Genomic DNA, 15,906 nt, shown 5'->3' with positions numbered 1-15,906 from the left:
TGATCGTTATTCAAAGATTGGTCATCATAAACGCCACAGACTAATTTCTGCCGGGCATGTTTCGCGATTTAGCACGCTTTTCACGTCTGCGATGACACCTTGCCCCTGATGCAAGAGCCCGGCAAACTCCTCCCATCCCAGGTGTAAATATCGCTCATGAGGTACGGCCAATACAATTCCGTGGGCAGGCTGCAGTTCATCCCACTCTCGCAATTGAATACCGTATTCCTCTCTCGTCCGCTCTGGACAAGCCAATTCATCGGTCACTTGGACCTCTACTCCGAACTCCTTCAGTTCCTGAACAATGTCGATGACTCGACTATTGCGAATGTCCGACACGTTTTCTTTAAAGGTGATGCCCATAATCGTAATCCGCGAGCCTTGAATCGCAATATTTTGCCAGATCATTTGCTTCACGAGTGAAGTTGCGACGAACTTGCCCATTCCGTCATTGATGCGTCGTCCAGCCAGTATGACCTGCGGATGATAACCAACACTCTCCGCCTTGTATGTCAAATAGTACGGATCGACGCCAATGCAATGACCACCGACGAGTCCTGGAGAGAACGGTAGGAAATTCCATTTCGTTCGAGCGGCTTGGAGCACATCTGCCGTAGAAATGCCCAAGCGGTCAAAAATAATCGAGAGCTCATTAATCAAGGCAATATTGATGTCGCGTTGCGTGTTCTCAATCACCTTGGCTGCCTCAGCCACCTGAATCGAGGGCGCTTTGTGGATACCTGCCTCTACAATCAACCCGTACATCTCGGCAATCGTTTCACACGTCTGGCGATCTTGCCCTGAAACAACCTTGACGATCTGGGACAATTTCCGCTCCCGATCCCCTGGATTAATTCGTTCAGGTGAGTAGCCGACGAAAAAATCAATCCCCGCCAGCTTCCCGGACGCTTGTTCCAATACAGGAATACAAATTTCTTCTGTTGCCCCCGGATAGACTGTGGATTCATAGACGACGATGGTCCCTGAAGTCAGATGTTGCCCAACGCTTTCAGATGCGAGAATGAGTGCCCGCATATCGGGCCGTTTCGCAGAATCGACAGGAGTGGGTACCGTTATGATGATAAAATCGCACGCTGCGAGACTTGCGGGGTCATCTGTATACGTGATGTTGGCCCGTTTCAGCTCATCTGTCGACATCTCACCCGTTTCGTCCATTCCGCTCTCTAGATTGCGTATGCGTCTTTCATCGATGTCAAAACCCACCACCGGAAGCATCTGGCCAAAAGCAATCGCTACAGGCAGTCCTACATATCCAAGACCTACTACCCCCACTTTTTTACGCATGAGCGACACCATAATAGCTGACGTACCAGTCTACAAAGCGGGCTATCCCCACATCGACTGGTGTTTTCGGCCGAAAGCCTGTCGCCTCATACAGAGCTTCCACTGACGCATAAGTAGCAGGAACATCCCCCGGCTGGATGGGTAAATAGTCGCGAACAGCCTTTTTCCCCAGCTTCTCTTCTAGTATCGAGAGAAAGACAAGTAAATCGATTGGCTGGTGATTTCCGATGTTAAACACCTCATGCGGTGCCTTACTCCCCTCCCTTCGGGGAATTCGATTCATCAGTCGCATCATCCCTTCGACGATATCGTCCACATACGTAAAGTCCCTGGTCATCTTGCCGTAGTTGAAAATGGGGACAGGCTCTCCCGACAAAATCGCCTTGGTAAACGTATAGAGCGCCATATCGGGTCGTCCCCAAGGCCCATATACTGTAAAGAAGCGAAGTCCCGTCGCAGGCAATCCGTATAAATGACTATAGGTATAGGCCATCAGTTCATTGGCTTTTTTCGTTGCTGCGTACAAGCTGACCGGCTCATCTACGGGATCGTACTCTGCAAATGGTAGCTTTGTATTCCCTCCATAGACGGAGCTCGAGGATGCGTAGAGCAAATGCTTGACTTTCGTCCGTCGGCATCCTTCCAAAATGTGCAGAAACCCGGTGATATTGGAAGTCGTATAAGCATGAGGATTTTCCAGACTGTACCTGACACCCGCTTGAGCGGCCAAGTGAATGACAATCTCCGGCTCCATTTCTCGGAACAACTCGTCCATTTTGCTCTGATCCGCAATATCCGCTTTGACAAAACGAAATGATGGATACGCTTGGAGGATTTCCAGTCGTTTGCCCTTCAAAACCGGGTCGTAATACTCATTGCAATTATCTACCCCCCACACCGTCTGTCCTTGTTCCAAAAGCTGTCGTGCTACATGAAAACCAATAAATCCAGCAGCGCCTGTCACCAAAATCGACATACTATCCACCTCTTTGCTTATTCATACGGAGGTTCTAGGACAAATATGCCAGTGGCTGCCCAATGTTTAGGGAACACATTTTTTATGGAGTCCATGCCCTTTTTACGAAATGGTTGTCAACATTTGAGAAATGGTTGAATGAAATGAAAAGAAGACAATCTTGTCTACCAAATTTTGGAGGAGAATACTTTTATGTGGATTGATGTAAAGACCTACGGAGCAAAGGGGGATGGAGTGACCGACGATACCCAAGCAATCCAGGCTGCCTTGACTGCTGCTCTGAACTTGCAAATTCCTCTGTTTTTCCCTTCCGGCACCTATATCATCGAACCAAACAGGCTGGAGGTCATCCTAGGATCAGGAAAAAGCCTAGTGATGCAGGGAATCGGTCCTTTTTCCGTGCTAAAAAGGAAAGCCAATTCAACTGCCGCAGATTGGCGCTGGCTCTTCTCGATTACGTCCACGGGTGGTGATGCTGATTCGTTTGTGGTCAACAACCTGAAGATTGATTCCAATGCCAGAGCAAACCCGCTGCCTCCCGATCCTTACGATTACGAGCATAGCGCCGATTTCTATATTCGTGGTGCTGGTCCTAGCAGCTATATTAATTACGTAGCGCTTCGACAAGTATGGTGTACGGACGGAATCGCCGACCATTTTTACTTTGCCGGGGTAACGAACTCCTATGTCCGCTCTGTGCAAATTACCGATTTTTACAGTGACAACCGCAAGCGTACACGTTCTGATGTTACGGTGACAGGTGGCCTGGAACGGCTGAATGCAGCGAATGTCGCGTGTGATCGTTTTGAGGTCGAGCTCAATGGAGGGTATGACGGAGCCACACCCATGTTCGTAAACCTGAGCAATGTCTCTTGCCGTCAGCAGCTCGACCTGGAAGGCGACCTGTCCTCCCCGATGGTCGTGCAGGGCAGTCAGCTTGTTTCTCTCAGCAGCTTCAGTCTCACTGGTATGACAGGCTGTATCAGCTCATCCGTTTTTTATACGGCACCCGATCAGAAAAATCGAGTGAACTATATGAAAAACATGACATTCAGCAATTGTCGCTGGGTATTGCACACAACCGAACAAGGAACTACGAAGACAGTCGGTACCGGTCTTACGGTGGACTATTCGGATGTAGGACTTGTATTTGATGGCTGTAGCTTCGAGGCCAATGATACGGCGTCTTCCATCGGCGGCTACGCCTTGAGCTTGGAGCCATGGGATGTGCTCGCCGAGAGACAAGTGACCGTGAGAAACTGTGCGTTTGACCCCAGGCTGATCCAAAATATTTCGTTGAACCGCTGTGGAAATGTCTCCCTCGTAAACAATCGTTATTCCGGTTCTGATCACGCGATCATGTTCTACGGCACCGGAACGTATCCAGTGGTAGTCACCGTGGATGGAGGAGACTTCAGCCAGGTTACTGGAAAAATGTTTTATCACCAGTCTTCGGATAAAATAACCCTCTCGATGAAAAACCTCCCTGTTCCTGTTTCCCTCACTAGCGGCTACAAGTCCGAAAACTCTTCCTATATCCCAACTGTTTCAATCAACGAGCGTGTCGTGTATGTGGCAGCAGCCCCCAGCGCTTCCGTCAAATACGGCGGGATCAAAGGCGATACACTGCGCTTGATCACTCCTGTGAACAATCAGCCATGCGAATGGATTGCGACTACGACAAATAAGACTGCCTGCACCTGGATGGCGACCAAAACGGCCAAAAGCTAAGGGTAATGAAAAACATCCATCTGGCCCCCTCGTTGTGGGATAGATGGATGTTTGTTATTACGCAATACGCTCTAAATCCGGATTGTAGCGTTTCACATAGGTATAAATTTCTTCCCCAAGCAATTGTGCTCTCACAAGCTCATCTGCCTGTTGAGTCAAATGCTGGGTGAGTTGATTGGTTCCATTTTCGATTCGTCTTTTGGCAGCCTCAGGCAAGGTCAGCACATGCGGTACGAGCAGCTGCAGGTACCAAACGCCCTTTTCTTCCTCCGACACATCGATCTCCAGCTCCATATCTGGGCTGTCAAAATCGTATAACTGGTTAAAGAGCGACTCTCTTTTTTCCAGTGTCATTGCGGCAATGTCGATTTTTTCCACGCTCAAATAATACTCTTCATTGAACAAGACAATTTTGTCGTCAATTTCCTGATACTTTTTCGCCAGCGGATTCATCGTCATCGATCCTTTCCATCTCACATCTATCCTATAGCATACTACCTCACTGAATATTTAGGCAACTCGTCTGATTAGAAAGGGCCTTGCTCCATGCAAGACCCTCGTTTTTTACAGAAGTGTCGATCCTTCCACAACAGCTTGTGCGTCCTCCTTGGAAATAAGGACAGCGCGAGCCTTACCGCCGCTTTGTCCTGCGACGTACCCATCTCCCTCCATCATTTCGATGAGACGGGCAGCGCGGTTATATCCAACGCGGAAACGGCGTTGCAATCCTGATGCAGAAGCTTGTCCCTGCTCGGCAACGAACACGAGTGCTTCCAGATACAGCGGATCATCTCCGCTGTCAAATGATGCAACCTGCTGCTCCAAATCTTCCTTGCTGAAAATGTACGCAGGCTTTCTTTGCTTTTTGATCATCTGCGTGATTCGCTCGATCTCGTCATCCGAAACGAAGTTCCCTTGCAGACGAACCGGAGTCGTGCCGCTCTCAAGGAACAACATGTCCCCTCTCCCCAACAGTCGTTCTGCCCCAGACTGATCGAGAATCGTACGAGAGTCAACTTGGGAGAACACGGCAAAAGCAAGACGAGTCGGTACGTTTGCTTTGATATTTCCGGTAATGACATCTACGGATGGGCGCTGTGTCGCCAGGAGCAAATGAATACCGCAAGCACGTGCCTTTTGAGCAATCCGGATAATGCAATCCTCTACATCCTGCGGCGAGACCATCATCAGGTCAGCCAACTCATCAATGACGATCACGATATAAGGGAGCTGATCATCTGTCGTCTGATTGTAGCGGTCAATATCACGAACTCCCGCATCTACGAACAGCGCATAGCGCTTCTCCATTTCCTCCACGGCCCACTTGAGAGAAGCCGTTGCCTGCTTGGCCTCTGTCACGACAGGCGTAACCAGATGCGGCAAATGATTGTAAGGAGCGAGCTCTACCATTTTCGGATCGATTAAGAGCAATCTCACTTGTTCAGGAGTCGCCTTGTATAGCAGACTGACGATGATAGAGTTGATGCAGACACTTTTACCTGAGCCTGTCGAGCCGGCAATCAAACCGTGCGGCATCTTTTTAATATCCGCAATAATCGGGTCTCCGCCGATGTCCATACCCAGTGCGACTGCCAGCGGAGATGAATGCTCCTGAAACTTGTCTGAGCCGATGATCTTCTCAATTAACACAGGCTGACTGGACATATTCGGGACTTCGATTCCGATGGCATTGCGTCCTGGAATCGGGGCCTCGATGCGAATGTCTTTTGCAGCCAAATTCAGCTTGATATCGTCAATCAATCCCGTAATCTTGTTCACTTTTACGCCGGGAGCCGGTTGCAACTCAAAGCGTGTTACGGATGGACCTTTGACAATCCCTACTACTTGAGCACTGACATTGAAATTCGCGAGGGTCTCTTCCAATAACAGCTTTTGAAGTTGGGTATGCTCATCGTCGTCACCGCTGACTGGCGGGCTCGGATTCAGCAGTCCCAAATCCGGCAAAATGTAAGGTGGATCTGCTGATTCTGCTCCTCGGTCTGCTCCTTCATTGGACGAGTCTTTTAACGGAACCGACACTGGCTGCCTAGTAATGGATGCCTGAGACATGCTAACCGGCTGTGCAGCAGATGAAGTAGGGACAGGAACTGGGACGGTTTCAACAACTGGTTCTGCAACTGGTTCTACAACCGCTTCTGCAACCGCTTCTGCAACCACTTCTGCAACCGCTTCGGCAACTGGTTCTACAATTGGTTCCACAATTGGTTGAACAGTGGATTCAGGCTCTGATTGTTCTGGAGTATCTTCGGTGACCGAATCCGCTCCTGCTGAAACGAGTTCCTGTGACGAATCTATTTCTGCTCTATCTAGCAAACAGCTGATAGCAGATGCATAGGCAGGCTCTTCCACGTCATCACTCACTAGCTCCATATCGGCTTCTTGAATCTCGTACTCAACAGAATGAGACTGCACATGATCGCCATCATTCTCGCTCTCCACCTGCACAACCGCACTGAGAGTAGTAATCAGTCTATGCTCGGCTTCCTCATGGGCTAGCCGCTCTTCAATAGACTCCGATTCCTCCTCTTCGGAATTCACACTCGCCATTGATTCTACGAGTTCGCTCTCTTCTGTTTGTGCCTCTTCTTCATCTATCACTTCAGCTACCGTCTCTTCCATTTGTACGGAAGTAGCAACCTCTTGTTCTGAATCAAGAGCTTCTGTTACAGCAGGCTCTGAAGGAATATCTTCTCCTTCGTTATGTACAGACTCATTTTCAACAAAAACATGCTGCGGTTCATTTTGCTCAAAAGAAGCAGACTCTAGCTCCTCTGGAAAATATCGATCGCTCATCTCTTGTTCCCACTGCTTCATCTGCTGCAAATGCTCTTCTTGCTCCAAACGCGGATAAATGATTCCCGCTGTCGTATGAATCCGATGCTCTGCCTCGCGCGTCGCCGGGGTAATCTTCCCATAAACAGGGGAAACGATTTCAGACGGCTGGTAGGCACGCTTTTCTTCGGCAGAAAAAATGGGTCTCGTAACTTTCTCCGCTTCTTTTTGCGGCGTACGGTTTGGACGCTGCGGTATTTCGTTGTTGTTCTTGACAAGCTCAGGTTTCTTTTTCTCGAAAACGGGCTCTGTCTTTGTTTCCAACACACGATCATTAGCTGTACGCACCGTTTCACGCTTGGGCTCGAATCGCTCACGAGGTGCCTGCTGGCGAATGCGTTCATTCGATTCGGCAGGATTCACGCTTTGATTGCGCTTCTTATCCAAATAGTCATCCGGAACAACTGGAAAACGAAATTGACGCTCTCTTCTTTGACGCACATTGTCTTCTATATCTCGATTGTTTACCCGTTCTTTTGGGTAGATGCTTTTTGTTTTCGCCTGAGGCTGACGGGGAGCGGGAATACCTGTTGTGTTACCGGTTCCTACTGGACGGCCTTCTTCCTCTATTTCTTCTTCTCTTTCTCCCTGAAAAAAGTTCATCAGCTTTTGAAGCCACGACCACATGTTGCAACGCCCTTTCTTCACTAACCATCTTTTCCCCTTCATCTTACCACGAAAATGGGGCAGAATTAGCTGGATTGTGATTTTTTTCCGTTTTTGCGAAACCTTTTCTCTATTTGTGCGTAGAAGAAGAGGGGAATAAAAAAATAATATACATAGGGGAGGAACACATCATGTGGAAAAAAGGAAGCGCCCTTCTGGTAGCAGGTACAGTATTGCTGACCGGTTGTGCGGGCGAGGCATCCCTGGTGCGTGATTCTATCGTAGCGACAATCGACAAGCCAAACTATGATTTTGAAGGCACTTTGAAGCTGACAGGTGACGTTGAGAAATTGCCTGAAGCATTCGGAGAAACGGCTGACAAAGAAGGAACGGCGTTGTTGTCCGCTTTGAAAGCAGGCGTAACAGTAAAAGGTTCCCAGCTGGATCTGGACACTGTGAAGTTTGAAGTAGAAGTAAAAGACGACAAGCTCCTGCGCGACAACAAGCTCTGGACAGGTGACAAAAAAGCATCTGTTGAAACGATCGTTGACGAAGATAAAGTTTACGTGAAGTCTCCACTGGACAGCAAGTATTTGGTAATCGATTCGAGCGCATCCAATCCTTTCATGGCTGAGTTGGGCGGCTCCGATGCTGCTAACGCTGCGAAACTGAAAGACTACCAAGACAAAATGAACGACCTTACTTTCAACTTTGTTAAAAAGTATGTAAGTAAATATGGTTATACATTGACAGACGCGAAAAACCATGGCAAACAATCCGTTACATTGCCGAACGGTGAAAAAGTAGAAGCGACTCACGTAACTGTAAAAATCGATGCAAAAGAACTCGTGAAAATGTTCTTCTTCACAGCTAACGATGCAGTAGCTAGCAAAGAAGTAAAAGATTTTGCGATCGATATGATGGTACTGACCACTTCCATGACAGAAGATCTGTACCCAGAAGCTGGCAAGAAAACCACAGAAGCTGAGAAGCGCGCAAATGCAGAAGCGATGATCAACGAAAGCATGGTTGAAGCGAAAAAATGGCTGGATGAAACAGGTAAAATATACACACCTGAAAAAATCGTAGAAGAAATGAAAAAAGAAGGCTTCCACAATCTCGCTTGGAACCTCGACTTCTACATCGACAGCAACAAAATGCCTGTGAAACAAACAAGCGATCTGAGCGTAACTTTCCAAGCTCCTGAAATGAAGCAAGCTGTAACAATCGGTCTGGCTGCTGATCAATATGCATACAACTTCGGAAAAGCATCCAAGTTCGATGCACCAGCAAAAGATGCTGGTCTGACTGTACAACAGCTGGTGAAAGATGAAAAAGCAATCAACAGCTTTAGCGACAAAGGCTTTGTTCGTCCAATCGCTGAAAGCATGGTTGAACAACAAAAATGGATGGAAGAAATGACTAAGGATCTGGAAGCTGAAGAAGCAGCGACCACTACGAAGTAATATTTTTCCTCACGAAAAAAGCACGGCGCCTCTCGCGTCGTGCTTTTTTACGTCCCCATGAAGCTAGAGAATATTGTGCTTTTCCAGGTGTGTAAGGACAATCTGGACAGCCTCTTCAATCGTCTGCTTGTCGCTCTCGATGACCAACTCCGCTTGAACAGGCTCTTCATACGGTGCTGAAATCCCCGTAAACTGACCAATCTCCCCGCTTCTCGCTTTTTGGTATAGTCCCTTCACATCCCGGCGCTCACACTCATCCAATGAACATTTTACGTATACCTCGATGAATTCTCCCGCCTCTACTAATCTGCGGGCAAGCTCCCGGTCTTCCCGATACGGAGAGATAAATGCCGTCAGGGTAATCACACCTGCATCTACGAACAGCTTCGCGACCTCGCCAATCCGGCGAATATTTTCCCGTCTGTCCTCTGCCCCAAACCCCAAACCGCGGTTTAAACCGTGACGAATATTATCCCCATCCAGTACGTAACTGGCTAATCCTCTTTGATGCAGTTCATGTTCGACTGCATTGGCCAACGTCGATTTGCCAGCACCAGACAGCCCCGTAAACCATAAGACACAGCTTTTATGGCCCGCACGCTTCTGACGGTCTTGTTTGGTTACCGTCGTCGGATGCCATACGATATTCGCGGTACCCTCTCTACTCATCGTCTCTCTCCTCTCTTACAACCGATTTTTCCTGTGGATTATACGGACACCGGTCGCAGCCCTTCGATCAAGACCCGTGCGACCTCTGGACGGCTGAATTCAGGTGGCGGAGCCTCTCCCCGCGACAGCATTTCTCTCACCTTCGTCCCGGACAGCGCGACATGATGCTCACTATCATGCGGGCACGTTTTGGTAGAGGCCATGTTTTCACAGGTCTTGCAATAAAAGCTGTTCTCGAAAAATAAAGGCGTAATCCCTAGCTCCTCTGGTTGGAACTGGCGGAAAATATGCTGGGCATCGTATGTCCCGTAATAGTTGCCAACGCCTGCATGGTCCCGGCCTACAATAAAATGGGTGCAGCCGTAATTTTTCCTCACCAATGCGTGAAAAATCGCTTCCCGCGGTCCTGCGTAACGCATGGCAGCCGGGAACACGGCCAACTCTACCCGGGTAGCCGGATAGTATTTTTCCAGCAATACCTGATAGCTGTTCATCCGCACATCAGCAGGGATGTCATCTGCCTTCGTTTCGCCCACGAGAGGATTCAAAAAGAGACCGTCGACGATTTCGAGAGCTGACTTCTGAATGTATTCATGCGCGCGGTGGACTGGGTTGCGCGTCTGAAAGCCGACGATCGTTTTCCAGCCCTTCTGGGCAAATCTTTCTCTCGTTTGTGCCGGATCGAGGTGATGGCTGGCAAAAGGCCCTTTTTCTGTACGTTTTACCAACGTAATGGGCCCACCCAGATACACAGCAGGACGCTCCAAAAGCTTCTTGACGCCGGGATGATTCGTATCGTCGGTTCCATAGACGAGCCGAGCCTCTCGCTCTTTATCCGGCGAATAAATATCGGTAATCTGCAGAATACCGTAAACCGACCCTTGATAGCTCAACCGCACCTTGTCTCCGATCTGCAATGCACCTGCTACAACAGTCGAGACCGGAAGCGTAATCGGAATGCTCCAAACGGCACCATCTGCGAGCCTCATCTGCTCCACGACGGAAATGTAATCGGCACGATTTAAAAAGCCTTCAATGGGACTGTAGCCCCCAATCCCGATTAACTCCAGGTCTGAGAGTGCAAATGCATCGATCTCCACCTCATGCGTAGTCACCGACAGGTCTGCCTGTGGATCAAAACGATTCACCAGCTCTCTCCCGTGAGGTTTTCCACTCATACCAAAATCCCTCCTATCCTCGATTCGTTTTCTTTTGCTCTCTATCTACTTTGCAAGATGCAGTCCGCATTCCGTTTTGCCCACTTGCGCCCAGCGCCCTGCTCGGGAGTCCTCGCCCGCTTTTACCGGACGAGTGCATGGCGCGCAACCGATGCTCGGATAGCTCTGGTTGTGAAGGGAGTTGTACGGCAATTCGAATGTACGAATGTACTGCCACACTTCTTCTGACTTCCAATGAATGAGCGGGCAGATTTTCAGTGACTGGAACTTTTCATCGCGATTAATAAACGCGACATTCGCTCTCGTAGCCGACTGCTCTCTGCGAAGCCCTGACATCCATGCAACTGTTCCTGTCAGCACGCTCTCCATCGGCTGAACCTTACGAATATGGCAACATAAATCCGGTTGCCTGAGCCATAGCTCTTCGCCATACAAGTCCGCCTGCTGTGACAGTGTGATGTCCGGCTGCTTGATCGTCAGACGCAGCTCGGGATACCGTGCTCTCACCTGCTCAATCAAGCTGTACGTCTCGGCAAAATGCAGATTGGTATCCAAAAAAGTGACTTTGGCATCCTTTTTCACATCACTGATCATATCGAGCAGCACCATAGCCTCGGCACCAAAGCTACACGAATAAATCAAATCATCTGAAAACGTCTCGTAGGCCCATTTGATTACGTCTATGGTGTCGCCCTTTGCGAGACTATTATTGATGGAAGCGAGTTGTTCTTCTGTAGCTGACGCATAATTTAGCTGGCTCATGTGCCCCCTCCTTGCCCATTCATCATACTACCTTCCCTGTGGACCTAGCTGACAACACGGGATGCACCCCGCGCTTGGCATTGTCGATCCACGCCAAGAGCCCTTCTATATCTCCTGCATGCTCTACAGGACTGCTCACGATTTGCCAGCCCATTTCTCTCGCTGCAGCTACTGTTTCCACATCGGCGCATACTAACGGTGTCTTCGCCCAAGCATCGCCTGCGAATTGCTGCAATGCTGACAGCGCATAAAGATCAGACGTGGCAAGCCAGTCAAATGGCACTCCTCCCCCATTGGTACCGGAGTTCGCCTCTTCCCATTCCACCGTGCCCGCTTGGTTCACTTGAATCACCCTGCCGTGGGTTAACGGAATGGTTTGCGGCTGCCTTGCCCCTAGGTAAAGCACCTGCTCTTCTTTTTCCAAAGCTAGTAAGTCGGGCAAAGCCAGCAGAGATGTGTTTTTTTCCAGCACCAGCTCTGGGTATATCCCGCTTTTTTCGAAAGCCTCAAATGCCCCTTGCCCACAAACAGCCAACTTACTCGTCAATCGCCGGATATCATATCGCTGTTGTCGTAAGCCAGCAATAAATAGTGACACCTGCCGCTCATCCGCGAAGACGAGCCAACGATATGCAACGAGCTCTGTTAACGGTGCGTCAAAAGTGAAGCGTTCGATCAGAGGAATCGGCATGACTTCAGCGCCCAGTTGCTCCAGCATACCCACGAGCTTGTTTCGCCCTTCGTCGCTCGCTCTGCCAGCAACGGCTACCCGTTGACCGAACAACGGAAGCGATTCGTACCAGTTCAGCGATTCGCGCAAACGAACGACCTCACCGACGATGATGATGGCCGGTGCAGCAAAACGAGCTTGCTCTACTTCTTTATCTATCGTCCCAAGCTGGCCGATCAACGTCTCCTGCTCACGCACCGTCCCCCAGCGCACGAGAGCAACGGGTGTTTGGGCGTCTTTTCCATACGCAAGAAGGCGCTCCCTGATGCGAGGCAAATTTTTCACACCCATGTAGATGACCAACGTTTCCATCGAGGCGAGGGCTGCCCAGTCCGGTTCCTTCCCCGCATTTTTTTCACACAAGTGACCAGTGACAAAAGCGACGGAAGAATTGTAGTCACGATGAGTAAGCGGAATACCCGCATAAAGCGGAGCCGCCATCCCGGAAGTAATCCCCGGCACGATCTCAAATGGGACGGAATGCTCCCGGCACATCTGCGCTTCCTCTCCTACCCGCCCAAACATGCTCGGATCTCCGCCTTTCAGTCGAACGACGTACTTCCCTTTTTGTGCTTCCCGGATGAGCAAGAGGTTGATCTCCTCTTGCGGCAATGTATGATGATCGGCCTCTTTACCGCAATAGATGAGGGTGGCTCCCTGTTTTGCGTATGAGAGAAGCTGCGGACTTGCAAGGCGATCGTACACAATCACATCCGCATGGCGAAGCGACTCCATGCCGCGAATCGTCAGCAGCTTGGGGTCACCTGGTCCAGCCCCGACAAAAACGACTCTGCCTGTGTTCATTATGGATCCGTCCTCCTTGCTGCTTTGTACCTTCACAGGAAGAGCCCTCGCCGTATCGGCGACATTATCCAAACTTGGAGGTCTCCACTACGTACCCGACTCCTTGGCGTCCGAGCGGTTTCTTTTCTACCAGACTCAGCTCTTTTATACGAAGTGGCGCTATCGTATGTCGCAAGAGATTGTTCTCAGCTGAAGAGAAGGCTCGCTCATCCGTTTTGGCGATCACCACAACCGTCAGTAGCTGCCCTTCTTCCAGCACGGCTTCCAGCTTGTACAGGTAGCTCTCTGTTTGTTCCTCTGCCATGAGATGTCACTCCTCGCTTGAAAGATAGCCATTACGCCGTTTGAAAAATCGAGTCTACCTGCTCTTGAATGTGAGAAAGTCCTATTCGTTCCACGTAACGCCAGTATGGTTCTCCGTCTTGACGATCCGCCTTGTAAAGTGTGATTAATTGGGCAAGGAACGGACCGAGTCTGTCCACGGTGATCCGTGCGTTGAGCTTACGGTTGAATTGCGGCTCTTCCAGCGTCCCGCCTACGTGGATGTCAAATGCCTCTACCATGCCGCTCGGTGTCTTGACCAATGCGCCTTGCAGGCCGATATCCGCAATCTGGCGCTGACCGCAAGAATTCGGACAACCGATCATATGAATGCGCAGCGGCGTTTCGAGAACGACTGTATCATCCAAGTATTGAGCCAGCGAACGCATCCGCTCCTTAGTCTCCACGATAGCCAGATTGCAATATTCCGTGCCTGTGCACGATACAGCGTACCCAACAAACGTATTGGGCTTCCATTTGAAACGGTTCACAATAATCGGCTCATTACGGAAAGCTGCGACCTTCTCTTCGGGAATGTTGCGAATCAAGACGTTTTGCGTGTTACAGGTGCCAATCGTCCCATCGCCGTATTCGTCCGCCAGACGGGCAAGTTCATTTAGTTCCCCTGCATTCATCCGCCCAACGGGAACAGACAAGCCTGCGTAGTACAGTCCTGCTTGACTCTGCTCGTGAATGCCGTAAAAATATCCGCCATTCCAGCCTGAGGTTAAATCGATACCACTCGGCTCAAGCTCGCCAACAAGCTCCATTAATTGCTCCTTGAACTTTTCCGGTCCCCAGTCAGCGACCAAGAACTTAAGACGTGCATGCGTACGTTTTTGACGGTAACCGAAATCGCGGAACAAAGTCGTAACTCCTGCCGCTACTTTGACGACCTCTTCTGTTCGCACGAAAACATCCAGTTGCTTCGCCAAGTATGGCTTCGCTGACAAGCCGCCACCAACCCAGACGTGGAAGCCGATAACATCCTCGCCAGCAATGACCTTTTTGGCCGGAGTGAAAGCCAGGTCGTTGATTTGTGCATGCGCGGCGTTATGGATATTAGCGGAAACCGATATTTTGTACTTGCGTGGCAGATTCGAGTAGTCGCGATTGAGCAAGAAGAATTTTTCCAACTCGGCAACAATGGGGCGCGTATCCAGCACTTCATGCGGATCAATTCCTGCCAGTGGGTTCCCTATGATTTGCCGCGGGCAGTCTCCACACGCTTCAAAAGAGGAAAGTCCTACTGATGCGAGTCGCTCAAAAATATCAGCGAGCGATTCTACTGTGAGCCAGTGAAATTGCACGGCCTGACGTGTGGTCACATCCACCAGATCACGTCCATAATCTTCCGCGATTTTGGCGAGCACCCGAGCTTGCTCACTACTCAAAATGCCTCCAGGTATGCGCACGCGCATCATGAAGTGGCCGTCCTTAGGTCGCTGCTGATAGACACCTGCCCATTTAAAACGATCCATGTCAGAAGATTCAATCGATGCGAAACCTTCTTTGGAATAGGTGTTTACGATCGTTTCGATGACGTCCAGTCCGTCTTTTTCCAGCTTCGTAAACTCCATTTTGTTGAGGGAGGGATCATCAGCCCATTTCCACTGCCTTCTCTCTGCCATGCTCATACATGCTCCTTTGTGAGAAGATGTCCGTTACCAATGCCATTCGGATCGACTGGGTCATCCAGTCTGCAATCAGTGGGTGAGGCAAGTACGCACTACCTTCATAGCGATAAGCCAAGCCAGCAAGCCGTTTCGGGATCGCTTGTCGCGTGAAGTAGCCCTGGCTGACGAACAGTGGAAGCACAAGGACTTCCCCTTTTTGTGCCAGTGAACAGGCTTGTTCGTACAGCGTATCGGGTCTCAGTGTCGCATATCCGGCGGCAGTGAATGCGTAGCGGTTTTGCAAGCGGAATGTCAGGCGCAGGAGCAGCTTTTCCCAGCGCTCATGACATCCTGGCAAGTCACTGCCGTGCCCGACGAGCAACAAAGCTTCCTGACTAGGTAAGCGTGATAGACTTGCGATTCGCTCTGCTACAATCTGCTCGACGATTGGGTGATCCTCCAATGGCGGACACCAGAGAATTCTTGCCTGAACCGGAACGCGAATCAGGTCTGTCTCTCCTGTCGGCCACGGGTCCAGTCCCAGCATTGCGCGGATTTCCCCTACATGATTGCTTCCTGCCGTAGCGAATAGCGGAACGACGACAATCGTTGTCGCTCCTGCTGCTTCCAGACGTTTCACTTCATCGCTGATGCTTCGGCCTTCCACTCCTCCCAAGTAAGCTACCCGAATTGGCAAATCAGTGCGGCACTGCCGAACGGCTGATTCCACCAGCGCCAACCAGTCAGGATCGGGCGAACCGTGAGCAATTACCAAAACCGCTGTTTTCGCCATCGGATAATCCCTCTTATCCAAACTTATTTTGTAATTCTTATATGTTTACTCGGAATTATAATTGGGATGAATTGTCTCGTCAATAACAAAATCATC

Annotated in this window: 13 protein-coding genes; 2 read left to right on the top strand and 11 right to left on the bottom strand. The window is 49.9% G+C overall.

All coding sequences use genetic code 11. The features are described 5' to 3' along the window. Positions 1-24 precede the first annotated feature (24 nt). Entirely contained in the window at positions 25-1,305 is a 1,281-nt protein-coding gene (locus C7R93_RS07045) for a nucleotide sugar dehydrogenase (protein ID WP_244191467.1), read from the bottom strand. Continuing rightward, positions 1,298-2,281, bottom strand: coding sequence for an NAD-dependent epimerase (locus C7R93_RS07040; RefSeq protein WP_106838144.1), 984 nt, complete (start codon positions 2,279-2,281; stop codon positions 1,298-1,300). The genes C7R93_RS07045 and C7R93_RS07040 overlap by 8 nt, the downstream gene beginning before the upstream one ends. Positions 2,282-2,473: 192 nt before the next feature. Between C7R93_RS07040 and C7R93_RS07035 the strand changes: the two genes are divergently transcribed. Next, positions 2,474-4,012, top strand: a complete 1,539-nt coding sequence (locus C7R93_RS07035; RefSeq protein ID WP_106838143.1) for a glycosyl hydrolase family 28-related protein — start codon at positions 2,474-2,476, stop codon at positions 4,010-4,012. Between the two features lie 57 nt (positions 4,013-4,069). Here C7R93_RS07035 and C7R93_RS07030 read toward each other — a convergent pair whose 3' ends face one another. Beyond that, positions 4,070-4,471 carry a hypothetical protein gene (locus C7R93_RS07030; RefSeq protein ID WP_244191466.1) on the bottom strand — a complete coding sequence of 134 codons (402 nt, stop codon included), beginning with the start codon at positions 4,469-4,471 and terminating at the stop codon, positions 4,070-4,072. A 105-nt stretch (positions 4,472-4,576) separates the two neighbouring features. Beyond that, positions 4,577-7,492 carry a DNA translocase FtsK gene (locus tag C7R93_RS07025; RefSeq protein WP_106838260.1) on the bottom strand — a complete coding sequence of 972 codons (2,916 nt, stop codon included), beginning with the start codon at positions 7,490-7,492 and terminating at the stop codon, positions 4,577-4,579. A 170-nt stretch (positions 7,493-7,662) separates the two neighbouring features. Between C7R93_RS07025 and C7R93_RS07020 the strand changes: the two genes are divergently transcribed. After that, complete coding sequence (locus C7R93_RS07020; RefSeq protein WP_106838142.1) at positions 7,663-8,937, top strand: hypothetical protein; 1,275 nt, start codon at positions 7,663-7,665, stop codon at positions 8,935-8,937. A 63-nt stretch (positions 8,938-9,000) separates the two neighbouring features. Here the strand turns inward: C7R93_RS07020 and cysC are convergent, their stop codons facing one another. The 7 genes from cysC to C7R93_RS06985 form a co-directional block, all read right to left on the bottom strand. Beyond that, a complete protein-coding gene (gene cysC / locus C7R93_RS07015; protein ID WP_106838141.1) occupies positions 9,001-9,606 on the bottom strand; it encodes an adenylyl-sulfate kinase in 606 nt (201 codons plus the stop codon). A gap of 38 nt (positions 9,607-9,644) precedes the next feature. After that, positions 9,645-10,784 carry a sulfate adenylyltransferase gene (gene sat, locus C7R93_RS07010; protein ID WP_106838140.1) on the bottom strand — a complete coding sequence of 380 codons (1,140 nt, stop codon included), beginning with the start codon at positions 10,782-10,784 and terminating at the stop codon, positions 9,645-9,647. A 45-nt stretch (positions 10,785-10,829) separates the two neighbouring features. Then, positions 10,830-11,546 carry a phosphoadenylyl-sulfate reductase gene (locus tag C7R93_RS07005; protein ID WP_106838139.1) on the bottom strand — a complete coding sequence of 239 codons (717 nt, stop codon included), beginning with the start codon at positions 11,544-11,546 and terminating at the stop codon, positions 10,830-10,832. A gap of 22 nt (positions 11,547-11,568) precedes the next feature. Continuing rightward, a complete protein-coding gene (gene cobA / locus C7R93_RS07000) occupies positions 11,569-13,080 on the bottom strand; it encodes a uroporphyrinogen-III C-methyltransferase (RefSeq protein ID WP_106838138.1) in 1,512 nt (503 codons plus the stop codon). Positions 13,081-13,144: 64 nt separating this feature from the next. After that, positions 13,145-13,384 (bottom strand): DUF3906 family protein, encoded by a 240-nt coding sequence (locus C7R93_RS06995; protein WP_106838137.1) that lies wholly within the window; start codon positions 13,382-13,384, stop codon positions 13,145-13,147. A gap of 31 nt (positions 13,385-13,415) precedes the next feature. Continuing rightward, the gene (locus tag C7R93_RS06990) at positions 13,416-15,032 is read right to left on the bottom strand and encodes a nitrite/sulfite reductase (RefSeq protein WP_106838136.1); all 1,617 of its coding nucleotides are present in this window, start codon (positions 15,030-15,032) and stop codon (positions 13,416-13,418) included. Then, positions 15,001-15,810 carry a sirohydrochlorin chelatase gene (locus C7R93_RS06985; RefSeq protein ID WP_106838135.1) on the bottom strand — a complete coding sequence of 270 codons (810 nt, stop codon included), beginning with the start codon at positions 15,808-15,810 and terminating at the stop codon, positions 15,001-15,003. The genes C7R93_RS06990 and C7R93_RS06985 overlap by 32 nt, the downstream gene beginning before the upstream one ends. Between the last annotated feature and the right edge of the window lie 96 nt (positions 15,811-15,906).

The organism is Brevibacillus fortis, from assembly GCF_003013395.1.
GTDB lineage: Bacteria > Bacillota > Bacilli > Brevibacillales > Brevibacillaceae > Brevibacillus > Brevibacillus fortis.
The sequence above is the reverse complement of the archived record's forward strand: the minus strand, read 5'-3'. Positions and strand labels throughout refer to the sequence as shown.

Excerpts from the sequence above, each read along its gene's own strand:
- C7R93_RS07005 (WP_106838139.1), bottom strand. The coding sequence starts at position 11,546 with ATGAGCCAGCTAAATTATGCGTCAGCTACAGAAGAACAACTCGCTTCC.
- C7R93_RS07025 (WP_106838260.1), bottom strand. The coding sequence starts at position 7,492 with ATGTGGTCGTGGCTTCAAAAGCTGATGAACTTTTTTCAGGGAGAAAGA.
- C7R93_RS06995 (WP_106838137.1), bottom strand. The coding sequence starts at position 13,384 with ATGGCAGAGGAACAAACAGAGAGCTACCTGTACAAGCTGGAAGCCGTG.
- C7R93_RS07020 (WP_106838142.1), top strand. The coding sequence starts at position 7,663 with ATGTGGAAAAAAGGAAGCGCCCTTCTGGTAGCAGGTACAGTATTGCTG.
- C7R93_RS06990 (WP_106838136.1), bottom strand. The coding sequence starts at position 15,032 with ATGGCAGAGAGAAGGCAGTGGAAATGGGCTGATGATCCCTCCCTCAAC.
- C7R93_RS07030 (WP_244191466.1), bottom strand. The coding sequence starts at position 4,471 with ATGACGATGAATCCGCTGGCGAAAAAGTATCAGGAAATTGACGACAAA.
- C7R93_RS07035 (WP_106838143.1), top strand. The coding sequence starts at position 2,474 with ATGTGGATTGATGTAAAGACCTACGGAGCAAAGGGGGATGGAGTGACC.
- C7R93_RS06985 (WP_106838135.1), bottom strand. The coding sequence starts at position 15,810 with ATGGCGAAAACAGCGGTTTTGGTAATTGCTCACGGTTCGCCCGATCCT.
- C7R93_RS07045 (WP_244191467.1), bottom strand. The coding sequence starts at position 1,305 with ATGCGTAAAAAAGTGGGGGTAGTAGGTCTTGGATATGTAGGACTGCCT.
- cobA (WP_106838138.1), bottom strand. The coding sequence starts at position 13,080 with ATGAACACAGGCAGAGTCGTTTTTGTCGGGGCTGGACCAGGTGACCCC.
- cysC (WP_106838141.1), bottom strand. The coding sequence starts at position 9,606 with ATGAGTAGAGAGGGTACCGCGAATATCGTATGGCATCCGACGACGGTA.
- C7R93_RS07040 (WP_106838144.1), bottom strand. The coding sequence starts at position 2,281 with ATGTCGATTTTGGTGACAGGCGCTGCTGGATTTATTGGTTTTCATGTA.
- sat (WP_106838140.1), bottom strand. The coding sequence starts at position 10,784 with ATGAGTGGAAAACCTCACGGGAGAGAGCTGGTGAATCGTTTTGATCCA.